Genomic DNA, 10,881 nt, shown 5'->3' on the forward strand with positions numbered 1-10,881 from the left:
CCGTACGCGATCGGCGGCATCGAGGGCATCTTCGACCAGACCCTCGCGGCCGGCGTCGACCTCGCCGGAATGCTGTAATCCCTGGCGCGTTCAATTACCGCGGGCCGACGGCCTGGGCGGGATCACAGTGTCGACGATCAGGCCCAGCTCCCGCCGGGTCGGTGGCGACCCGGTGACCAGGCATTGGTGGTTGATCAAGGCCGGTCCGATGCGCGCGGTGAACGGGGTGATCGCGGCCGGGTCGAGGTCCCCGTCCGCGACGGCGGTGCGCAGGATCGCCTCGACGAGAGCCAGGCGCGGGCCGACCACGGCGTCGGCGAAGATGGCGCGCAACTCGGGCTCGTGGATGAGCTGGCCGATGATGTCCAGGCCGGGGAATCCGGTTTTGCCGGCCAGCACGTCGCGGTGCGCGGTGAACACCGCCAGCAGGTTCTCGCGGGCCGACCGGCCGGGGCGCGACTCGGGCAGCGACGGCAGGGCATACACCAGCGCGGCGTGCACCAGGTCGTGCTTGCTGCACCAGCGCCGGTACAGCGCCGCCTTGCCGGTGTGGGCGCGCGCCGCGATGCCCTCCATGGTCAGCCCGCCGTACCCGACGTCGGCCAATTCCGCCAGCGTGGCCTCGTAGAGCGCGCGTTCAAGGACCTCACCGCGTCGGCGGCCCCGGGCGCCGGCGGCGGGGGTGAGCTGCGGCATCGTTCGATAGTAGCCGTCGGCGTTCTCACATTCCGAAGAAACGGATAAGCAACGGAACCGACCACTATCTGGGCCGTGGGCGGAAGGGCGGTCCGGGTAGGGTGCGTGCATGCCTGAGTCCCCGCGGCTGTTGTTCGTCCATGCGCACCCCGATGACGAGACCATCGGCACCGGCGCCACCATCGCCCATTACGCCGCCCGCGGAGCGGAAGTGCGCGTCATCACCTGCACGCTCGGCGAGGAGGGCGAGGTCATCGGCGAGCGGTGGGCCGGGTTGGCCGTCGATCGCGCCGACCAACTCGGTGGCTACCGGGTCGCCGAATTGACCGCGGCTCTGCAGGCGCTGGGCGCCGGCGGACCCACCTACCTCGGCGGCGCCGGCCGCTGGCGCGACTCGGGCATGGTCGGCACCGAGAAGCGCCGGCACCAGCGGTTCATCGACGCCGACGAGCGCGAGGCCGTCGGGTCGCTGGTCGCCGTCATCCGCGACGTGCGCCCCCACGTCGTCGTGACCTACGACCCCCGGGGAGGCTACGGCCACCCCGACCACGTCCACGCCCACACCGTGACCACCGCCGCCGTCGCGGCCGCCGCCACGACCGATTATCCGGGCGAGCCGTGGCAGGTCCCGAAGTTCTACTGGTCGGTGTTCGCGCTGAGCGCCTTCCGGGCGGCCCGAGGCGAGCTGGGGCCCGAGGATCTGCAGCCGCACTGGGTGGTCCCGCCGGAGGACGCGTTCGCCTTCGGGTATGCCGACGAGGACATCGACGCCGTCGTGGAGGCGGGGCCGGAGGCCTGGGCGGCCAAGCGCGCGGCGCTGGCCGCGCATGCCACCCAGGTGGATCTCGGGCCGACCGGGCGGGCCTGCGCGCTGTCCAACAACATCGCGCTGCCGATCTCCGCGCATGAGCACTATGTGCTGGCCGCCGGCGCCGCGGGGGAGCGCGACGCGCGCGGTTGGGAAACGGATCTGCTTGCCGGGCTTGGTTTCACTGCGGGCTGACGCGGTAGGCTTCCGGGCAGGCGCCCCACGGAAGGAATTCGCATGGACCCTGACCTGGACCCTAATATGCAGCACTGGCAGGACCGACTCGACAGCTTTCAGTGGGTGATCGGTTCGATCCTCTCCCAGGTCGATAGCGTCCCGACCTGACCGCGACCAAGCCGGGCGCCGCGCCGGTTGAGGACGGCGCCGCAGACTCAGCTCTTCGCGTCGTCATCCTGACGCTGTTGGCCGTGGACGGTGTGCTGTCCGCGCTGGCCGGGGCGCTGCTGTTGCCTTCCTATATCGGTGCCGTCCCCTTTCCCGTCAGCGGGTTGGCTAGCGGGCTGGTCAATGCGGCCCTGGTGTGGGCCGCCGGCTCGTGGGCGAGGTCCCCGCGGGTGGCCGCGGTGCCGCTGTGGACATGGCTGATCACCGTCGCGTTCATCAGCATGGGCGGTCCCGCGGACGACGTGCTCCTGGGGGGCGAGGGTCTGATGCGTTACGGGGCGCTGCTGCTGATGGTGCTCGGCGTGACGCCGCCGGTGTTGGTGCTGTGGCGGCGCGGCTCGCCCGGTTGAGTTTTACGGCAGGTTCACCCCGAGCGGCGGGGGCGGCGGGAACAAGCTGCGGAACCAGTAGTTCTCGGTGGTGATGAACTGGTCGATCGACGCCGTCGTGGCCGCAGAGATGTTGTTCAGCCCCTGGGTGAAACTGACTGTCCCATCCAGGAAGTCGATGGTGTTGAACAGGACGCTCTGCACGATGGGCTCGAACAGGTCGTAGAAGTAGTTGATCTGCGGTGCCAAGATGCCGATCAAGAACACCCATCTGACCGCGTAGGAGACGAGGTCGAAGCCGTACGACACCCACGGCTCGATGGCCAGGTAGGCGTTCTCTATCGCGGTACCGAGGGGCAGCAAGATGTTTGCGGCCGGCACCGCCGCGGCGCCGGCGACCGCGGCTGGCCCGAGCAGCGCGGCCGCGGCCGGTATTGCTGCCGCACCACTGCCGCCGAAAATCCCGGTGCCGAGCAGCCCGGCGACGCCGCCCCCCGCCGTCCACCCGGGGACGGATCCGATCAGGGGGTGCCCCAGCAGCATCTCGGCGGGCGTGTTGACCGCGTTCACCAAGGTCTGCACCGCGCTGGTCTCGGTGGACGCGTACGCGTTCGCCGCGGCGGTCAGCGCCTGGACGAACCGCTGGTGGAATTCCGACACCTGGGTGCTGAGCTGCTGATACCGAGCCGCATGTTCGGAGAACAGGGCGGCGATCTGCGTCGACACCTCGTCTTGGGCGGCGGCGAGGATGCCGGTCGTCGGCGGCGCGGCCGTGGCGTTGGCGCTGCTGATCGTCGCCCCGAGGCCGGCCAGGTCCGCCGCCGCGCCAACCAGCGCATCCGGCGCCGCGAGCACGAAAGACATCCCCGCAGCCTCCTCGGTTCAGGCTTTGCTGACCGGCAACCGGGTCGCCGGCAACGGATTTGCTCGGATCGTAGCGCGATCGTGGTTGATTAGCCGGAATGTCGGTAAAACCGCCACGCCCGGACACCTGGGCCGCGTCGCGCCGGGACGGTCGAGCGCAGCCGCGCGGCAGCCTGGCGCTACTGTTGCGCATATGGCACCGTTGCCCAGGGATTCGTGTTGGGACGCGCGGATGAAAATCGATCGTGGGGAAGTTACACCAAGGTGCCAATGAAACCGGGGACTCCGGGCCAGGAGCCCATCGCTCTGCCCAGCCCCGTCGTTCCGCCACAGCCCGGTGGGTCAGCGCTGCGCAGGGTGTTGCGCCGGGCCCGGGACGGCGTCGCGCTGAACCTCGAGGAGGCGGCGGTCGCGATGACCGCGCGCGGCGATGCCCTGGCCGACCTGTGCGCGAGCGCGGCGCGGGTCCGCGACGCGGGCCTGGACTCGGCGGGACGCCGCGGGCCCAACGGGCGGCTGCCGATCACGTACTCGCGCAAAGTCTTCATCCCGGTCACTCATCTGTGCCGCGATAGCTGCCACTACTGCACCTTCGTGGCCGCGCCGGGCAAGTTGCGCGCCCAGGGCGCGGGTATGTATCTCGAGCCGGACGAGATCCTGGACGTCGCTCGGCGTGGGGCCGAACTCGGTTGCAAGGAAGCCTTATTCACCCTCGGTGACCGGCCCGAGGACCGATGGCCCGAGGCCAGGGAGTGGCTGGCAGAGCGCGGTTACGATTCCACGCTGTCCTACGTGCGGGCGATGGCGATCGGCGTGCTGGAGGAGACCGGGCTGCTGCCGCACCTGAACCCCGGTGTCATGAGCTGGTCGGAGATGTCGCGGCTCAAGCCGGTGGCGCCGTCGATGGGCATGATGCTCGAGACGACGTCGCGGCGACTGTTCGAGACCAAAGGTCTTGCCCACTATGGCAGCCCGGACAAAGACCCGGCGGTGCGCCTGCGTGCACTCACCGACGCGGGTCGGCTGTCCATCCCGTTCACCACCGGTCTGCTGGTCGGCATCGGCGAGACGCTGGCCGAGCGTGCCGACACCTTGCACGCGATTCGGAAGTTGCACAAGGAATTCGGGCACGTCCAAGAAGTGATCGTGCAGAATTTCCGGGCCAAGCAACACACTGCGATGGCCGCGGTGCCCGACGCCGGGATCGAGGATTACCTGGCCACGGTGGCGGTTGCGCGGCTGGTGCTCGGCCCGGGCATGCGCATCCAGGCGCCGCCGAACCTGGTCTCGCGCGAGGAGTGCCGGGCGCTGATCGCCGCAGGCGTCGACGACTGGGGCGGTGTTTCGCCGCTGACGCCCGACCACGTGAACCCCGAACGGCCCTGGCCCGCTTTGGCGGAACTGGCCGCCGTCACCGCGGAGTCCGGGTACGACCTGGTGCAGCGGCTGACCGCCCAACCCCGATACGTGCAGGCGGGTGCGGCCTGGATCGATCCCCGGGTGCGGGGCCATGTGCTGGCGCTGGCCGATCCGGCTACCGGCCTGGCCCACGACGTCAACCCGGTGGGGCTGCCCTGGCAGGAACCCGACGACGTGGAGTCTTCGGGGCGGGTGGACCTCAACGCGACCATCGACACCGAGGGGCGCACCACCGAAACCCGTGGCGACCTCGACAGCGCCTTCGGCGACTGGGAGTCGATCCGGGCGCACGTGCACGAGCTGGCCGCGCAGGGCGCCAAAGCGCCAGAACGCCTAGACACCGACGTGCTCGCCGCGCTGCGCTCGGCGGAGCGCGATCCCGCCGGCTGCACCGAAAGTGAGTACCTGGCGCTGGCCACCGCAGCGGGCTCCGCACTGGAAGCCGTTGCTGCACTGGCTGATTCGCTACGCCGCGACGCGGTCGGCGATGACGTGACCTTCGTGGTGAACCGCAACATCAACTTCACCAACATCTGTTACACCGGCTGCCGGTTCTGCGCGTTCGCTCAGCGCAAGGGCGACGCCGACGCGTATTCGCTGTCCACCGAGGAGGTCGCCGAGCGCGCGTGGGAGGCGCACGTGCAGGGCGCCACCGAGGTGTGCATGCAGGGCGGCATCGATCCCGAGCTGCCGGTGACCGGTTACGCCGAGCTGGTGCGCGCCGTCAAGGCCCGCGTGCCCTCGATGCACGTGCACGCGTTCTCCCCGATGGAGATCGCCAACGGTGTGACCAAGAGCGGGTTGAGCGTTCGCGAATGGCTGAGCAGCCTGCGCGAAGCCGGACTCGACACCATACCCGGCACCGCGGCCGAGATCCTGGACGACGAAGTGCGCTGGGTGCTCACCAAGGGCAAGCTGCCGACGTCACTGTGGATCGAGATCGTGACCACCGCGCACGAGGTGGGCCTGCGCTCCTCGTCGACGATGATGTACGGACACGTCGACACCCCGCGGCACTGGGTTGCCCACCTCAACGTGCTGCGCGACATCCAGGACCGCACCGGCGGCTTCACCGAGTTCGTACCGTTGCCTTTCGTGCACCAGAATTCGCCGTTGTACCTGGCCGGGGCGGCCCGTCCCGGACCCACCCTTCGCGACAACCGCGCGGTGCACGCGCTCGCACGGATCATGTTGCACGGCCGCATCTCGCACATCCAGACCAGCTGGGTAAAGCTCGGCGTGGAGCGCACCCGGGTGATGCTCAACGGCGGGGCCAACGACCTCGGCGGCACGCTGATGGAGGAGACCATCTCGAGGATGGCCGGCTCGGAACACGGATCCTCGAAGAGTGCGGCGGAGCTGGCCGCGATCGCCGAGGGCATTGGCCGTCCGGCGCGTCAGCGCACCACGACCTACGTCACCGAACTCGCATAGCGACCGGCTACTCAGCGGGTGCTGAGCAGCCGGTCGCTATGCGAGTTATCGGATCAGTAGTTGTTGCAGCTACCGGCGACCGACTGGACGACACCGAAGTACTGCGCGGCCTGCGGCATCGCCTGGATCTGAGCCGCCATCGCCGCACGCTGCGGCGGCGCGGAGGCGAGGAACTGACGCAGGTAGTTCTGCGCGATCGGCGACGAGTTCAGCTGAGCGGCCGCACCGGGCGAAGTCGCGTTGAGCGCCGCCATGACCTGCCCGTAGTTGCAGGTCGTGTTGATGATCGGATCCAGAGCGGGGTCCGCGGACGCGATCCCGGCCCCGGCAGTGAACGCCAACGCCACGCCACCGGCCACGGCAGCGATCTTGGCCAACGAAAGCTTCACCATTATGGACACCTTCCCCATTCAATGCACCGTCGACAGACGGCGGCGACGACTGCCCAAACGGTGTCGTCTCGGTCGAGATTACCAGTCCGTGCGGGCGTTCTTCTATCGTACGGCTTTTCGGAAAGTGGCTTTCGAATGTGACAAACGGGAGGTCAGGGGCGCGGCGATGTCCGTCACATTTGCGCTGCTGGACGCCCTGGCGGGCGCCTGAGAGCCCGCGTGGGTAGACACGGCTGCGAGCCGAAGGGCGTGCCATGTGGTCGACGTGTGTGCGACGTTTAGTATCAGTAACCGAAACGCCCGCCTACCGGCACCGAGCGGCCTGCGGCGAGCCGACAACAGCAGCCCACATTGATCAGTACGAGGAGACGTCTGTGACGTACACGATCGCCGAACCCTGCGTCGACATCAAAGACAAGGCGTGCATCGAGGAGTGCCCGGTCGACTGCATCTACGAGGGTGCTCGGATGATGTACATCCACCCCGACGAATGCGTCGACTGCGGGGCATGCGAACCGGTCTGCCCCGTCGAAGCGATCTACTACGAAGACGATGTGCCCGACCAGTGGAGCCAGTACACGCAGATCAACGCCGACTTCTTCGCCGAGCTGGGCTCGCCCGGCGGCGCGGCCAAGGTCGGCATGACCGAGAACGACCCGCAGGTGGTCAAGGACCTGCCGCCGCAGGGCGAAGGCGACTGAGCGGGGCGGTGCCGCCGGCGCGCGCCAAGGTGTCGGCGTCGCTGCCGGAGTTTCCCTGGGACACGCTGGCCGAGGCGAAGGCTTTGGCGGCGGCCCACCCGGACGGGATCGTCGACTTGTCCGTCGGCACGCCGGTCGATCCGGTCGCACCGGTGATCCGGCGGGCGCTGACGGCGGCCGGATCGGCGCCGGGGTATCCCACGACCGCCGGCACCCCGGGCCTGCGCGCGTCGGTGGCGGCGGCGCTGTCGCGACGCTTCGGCGTCACCGGGCTCGGTGCGGCGGCGGTGCTGCCGGTGATCGGCAGCAAGGAGCTCATCGCCTGGCTGCCGACGCTACTGGGCCTCGGGGCTCCGGACGTCGTGGCGGTGCCTGAGCTGGCCTACCCGACGTACGAAGTCGGTGCCCGCCTGGCCGGAGCGCAGGTGTTGCGCGCCGACTCGCTGACCCAGTTGGGCCCGCAGACCCCGGCGCTGATCTACCTGAACTCGCCGAGCAACCCGACGGGACGCGTCCTGGGCGTCGAGCACCTGCGCAAGGTCATCGGCTGGGCGCGCGAGCGCGGTTCCGTCGTGGCCTCCGACGAGTGCTACCTGGGCCTGGGCTGGGACGCCGAGGCCCCGCGCCCCCTGTCGGTGCTGCACCCGTCGGTCTGCGACGGCGACCACACCGGTCTGCTGGCGATCCATTCGCTGTCGAAGAGTTCGTCGCTGGCCGGCTACCGGGCGGGTTTCGTTGCCGGGGACCCGGAGCTGGTCGCGGAGCTGCTGGCCGTGCGCAAGCACGCCGGGATGATGGTCCCGACGCCGGTGCAGGCGGCGATGGTGGCCGCCCTCGACGACGACGAGCACGAGGATGCGCAGCGCGAACGGTACCGGCGGCGCCGCGACGCGCTGCTGCCGGCGCTGCGGGCGGCGGGTTTCCGCATCGACCACTCCGAGGCGGGCCTGTACCTGTGGGCCACCCGCGACGAGCCGTGCCGGGACAGCGTCACCTGGCTGGCCACTCGCGGGATCCTGGTGGCGCCCGGCGACTTCTACGGCCCGGCGGGAGCGCGGCATGTGCGGGTCGCGCTGACCGCGGCCGACGAACGGGTCGCCGCGGCGGTGGAACGGCTCACCTAGCCGAGGTGCACAGGGACTGCCGCAGCCTGGGTGAAGATGTGGTGGTGACTATTTCGACGGACAAGCCACGCATTCCCCTGTCGATCGGGGACATCGCCAAGCGCGTCTTCCTGGGGAAGCCGCTGATCACCGAGGACCTCGGCTCCGAGAAGTTGTCGAATCCGGTTGCCCTCGGCGCGCTGTCACCCGACGCGGTCTCGTCCGTCGCCTACGGCCCGGAACAGATCTTGAACGAGCTGCTGCCGCACGCCGGGCTGGCCGCCTTCGTGTTGCTGCTTCCCATCACCGGTGTCATCCTGCTGATCCTGGTGCTCGTGGCCGCGTCGTATCGGCAGGTCGTGATGGCCTATACGCGGGCCGGCGGCTCCTACATCGTCGCGCGCGACAACTTTGGGCCCAAGGTGGCGCAGGTCGCCGCCGCGGCGCTGCTGATCGACTACGTGGTCACCGTCGCGGTGCAGTCGGCGGCCGGGACGGTGGCGGTGGCGTCCGCGGTCCCGGCGCTGGGTCCCCACAGCCTGGAACTCACTGTCGGCGTGGTGCTGGTGATCTGCTACGCGAACCTGCGCGGCTTGCGCGAGGCCGGGCTGCCGTTCGCCGTGGCGACGTACGCCTTCGTCGTCATGGTCGGTCTGATGATCGTCGTCGGCGTGATCCGGGCGACCGTCGGGAACCTGCCGGTATACGATCCTGCGCGGCTGCCGGGAACGGTGCCGCTGCATCAGGGTGGCGCGTTGGTGATGGGCGCCACGATCCTGACCGTGCTGCGTGCGTTCGCCAACGGGGGTTCGTCACTGACCGGGGTCGAGGCCATCTCCAACACGGTCGACTACTTCCGAAAGCCACAGGGCCGCAATGCGCGTCGGGTCCTCACCGTGATGGCCACCATCCTGGGCCTGCTGCTGGCCGGTGTCGCCTACCTCGCCCACGTCACGCACGCCACACCGTATCTGGACGAGTACCCGTCGGTGTTGTCACAGGTCGGTCGGGCGGTGTTCGGCAACGGGGTGGTCGGCGACATCTGCTATGTCCTGGTCCAGGCCTCGACCGCCGCCATCTTGTTCACCGGGGCCAACACCAGCTTCAACGGCTTCCCGGCGCTGGCCAGCTTCGTCGCCGAGGACCGTTTCCTGCCGCGACAGCTGATGAAACGCGGCCACCGGTTGGTGTTCTCCAACGGGATCATCACGCTCACCGCGCTGTCGGTGCTGCTGCTGGTGGCGACCGGCGGCTCGGTGGGCGCGCTGGTCCCCTTCTATGCGATCGGCGTGTTCACCGGGTTCTCGATGGCCGGCTACGGGATGACCAAACATCATCTGACCCATCGTGACCCGGGCTGGCGAAGGCGGCTAGCGATCAACCTGTCCGCCGGGATCCTCTCCACGGTCGTGGTGGTCATCTTCGCGGTGGCCAAGTTCACCGAGGGTGCGTGGCTGGTGGTGGTCATCTTCCCCCTGCTGGTGTTCGCGCTGACCCGGCTCAACCGCGAATATCGTTCCGAAGCAGCCATTCTCGAGATGTTCCGCACCGACCGCCCCGAGCTGGTGAAATACGCGCGGCACCGGGCGTTCGTGTTCGTGGACTCGGTGGACCTGGCGGTGATCGAAGCGCTGCGCTACGGGAGGGGACTGCGCGCCGACGAGCTGACTGCGGTCCACTTCATGGTCGACGCGGCCCACGCCGCGCAACTACGGAAGCGCTGGGATCACTTCGAACTCGACACCCCGCTGCGGATCGTGGACGTCCCGGACCGGCGGGTCACCCGGGCGGCCCAGGTGTTCGTCGTCAAAGTCCGCGACGAACATCCGGACACCAACGTGACGGTGCTGCTGCCTCGCCGCACGTACGCCCGGCTGCTGGGCCGGCTGCTGCATGACCGTACCGCCGACAAGATCGCGCAGGCAGTCAGCGTCATCCCGGACGCGGCGGCCACGATCGTGCCCTACGATGTGGAATCGCGCATCAGGGAGGCCTACCCCGACGAGTTCGAGCAGCGGCTCGCGCACGAGATCGACAAGCTGCGGGCGTGGGTGTCCCAGGCCAACGAAGAGCAGCTCGAGGCCTACGCGCGTCCGGAGCGGCCGCCGTCGGTGATCACGGTGGCGGGGCTGATCCCGGGGCAGCGCGGGACGGTCGAGGGTCGGGTCAGCGAGGTCCAGGACATCAGCGAACGCAGGCGGACCCTACGGCAGGTCATCGTCGGCGACAGCAGCGGGGAGCTGACCGTCACTTTCCGCCCGGGGCACGGCGGCGCGGACATCGAACCCGGCCAGCTGCTGCGGATCACCGGGAAGGCACGCCGCAGCGCCGACCGGTCGATCTCGATGGTCGACCCGGCCTATCACGTGATCGGGGGCCCGGCGGAGGTCACCGAATCGGACGGCGCCGAACGGCCCGGCTGAGCGCGCTCACCCGCCGTAGGGCGGGCGCGGCATCGTGAAACGCCGGCGTCCGTTGCGCAGAACGACACTGCTCGCGGGTTCGGATCTCCCGGTCGGCATGGCGCCCACCATGTTCGACGGCTGGTGCGCCGCTGCGGCCGGGACGGCCCGGAACTCGTTTTCCGACAACGCGACAGTCCGAACTGCCGAGCCGTCGGCGGGGCTGGCCGTCACCCAGCTCGACGGGACCGACAGTTTTCCCACCGCCGCCGCCTGTCCCGCTTGCGCCACCACCGGACCTCGGGCGCCCACGGCGCCGGCCTTGGCC

General features: G+C 69.4%; 10 protein-coding genes. 6 read left to right on the plus strand and 4 right to left on the minus strand.

The window, feature by feature from the left end:
* Nucleotides 1–90: 90 nt before the first annotated feature.
* Nucleotides 91–696: a TetR/AcrR family transcriptional regulator gene (locus AC2VOR_RS07775; protein WP_369737479.1), complete on the minus strand. Its 606-nt coding sequence runs from the start codon at nucleotides 694–696 to the stop codon at nucleotides 91–93.
* Between the two features lie 109 nt (nucleotides 697–805).
* On the opposite strand from AC2VOR_RS07775, the gene mshB reads away from it, so the two are divergent.
* Nucleotides 806–1,699 (plus strand): N-acetyl-1-D-myo-inositol-2-amino-2-deoxy-alpha-D-glucopyranoside deacetylase, encoded by an 894-nt coding sequence (gene mshB, locus AC2VOR_RS07780; RefSeq protein WP_369737480.1) that lies wholly within the window; start codon nucleotides 806–808, stop codon nucleotides 1,697–1,699.
* A 146-nt stretch (nucleotides 1,700–1,845) separates the two neighbouring features.
* On the plus strand, nucleotides 1,846–2,259 hold the full coding sequence (locus AC2VOR_RS07785) for a hypothetical protein (RefSeq protein ID WP_369741477.1): 414 nt from the start codon (nucleotides 1,846–1,848) through the stop codon (nucleotides 2,257–2,259).
* Nucleotides 2,260–2,262: 3 nt separating this feature from the next.
* On the opposite strand, the gene AC2VOR_RS07790 is transcribed toward AC2VOR_RS07785, so the two are convergent.
* Nucleotides 2,263–3,102: a PE family protein gene (locus AC2VOR_RS07790; RefSeq protein WP_486963536.1), complete on the minus strand. Its 840-nt coding sequence runs from the start codon at nucleotides 3,100–3,102 to the stop codon at nucleotides 2,263–2,265.
* A 270-nt stretch (nucleotides 3,103–3,372) separates the two neighbouring features.
* Here AC2VOR_RS07790 and AC2VOR_RS07795 point away from each other — a divergent pair, with 270 nt between their 5' ends.
* Nucleotides 3,373–5,955 (plus strand): bifunctional FO biosynthesis protein CofGH, encoded by a 2,583-nt coding sequence (locus AC2VOR_RS07795; protein ID WP_486963537.1) that lies wholly within the window; start codon nucleotides 3,373–3,375, stop codon nucleotides 5,953–5,955.
* A 53-nt stretch (nucleotides 5,956–6,008) separates the two neighbouring features.
* On the opposite strand, the gene AC2VOR_RS07800 is transcribed toward AC2VOR_RS07795, so the two are convergent.
* Nucleotides 6,009–6,344, minus strand: a complete 336-nt coding sequence (locus tag AC2VOR_RS07800; protein WP_369741478.1) for a hemophore-related protein — start codon at nucleotides 6,342–6,344, stop codon at nucleotides 6,009–6,011.
* Nucleotides 6,345–6,721: 377 nt separating this feature from the next.
* On the opposite strand from AC2VOR_RS07800, the gene fdxA reads away from it, so the two are divergent.
* Genes fdxA through AC2VOR_RS07815 form a run of 3 tightly spaced genes read left to right on the plus strand, consistent with a single transcriptional unit; the run spans nucleotide 6,722 to nucleotide 10,574 of the window.
* Nucleotides 6,722–7,048, plus strand: a complete 327-nt coding sequence (gene fdxA / locus AC2VOR_RS07805; protein ID WP_369737483.1) for a ferredoxin — start codon at nucleotides 6,722–6,724, stop codon at nucleotides 7,046–7,048.
* A 29-nt stretch (nucleotides 7,049–7,077) separates the two neighbouring features.
* Complete coding sequence (gene dapC / locus AC2VOR_RS07810; RefSeq protein WP_369741479.1) at nucleotides 7,078–8,172, plus strand: succinyldiaminopimelate transaminase; 1,095 nt, start codon at nucleotides 7,078–7,080, stop codon at nucleotides 8,170–8,172.
* 44 nt (nucleotides 8,173–8,216) lie between these two features.
* On the plus strand, nucleotides 8,217–10,574 hold the full coding sequence (locus tag AC2VOR_RS07815) for an APC family permease (protein WP_369737484.1): 2,358 nt from the start codon (nucleotides 8,217–8,219) through the stop codon (nucleotides 10,572–10,574).
* A 6-nt stretch (nucleotides 10,575–10,580) separates the two neighbouring features.
* Here the strand turns inward: AC2VOR_RS07815 and AC2VOR_RS07820 are convergent.
* A partial coding sequence (locus AC2VOR_RS07820; RefSeq protein WP_486963538.1) for a PPE family protein, SVP subgroup occupies nucleotides 10,581–10,881 on the minus strand: 301 nt, incomplete at its 5' end.

This window comes from Mycobacterium sp. TH-M103 (genome assembly GCF_057473785.1).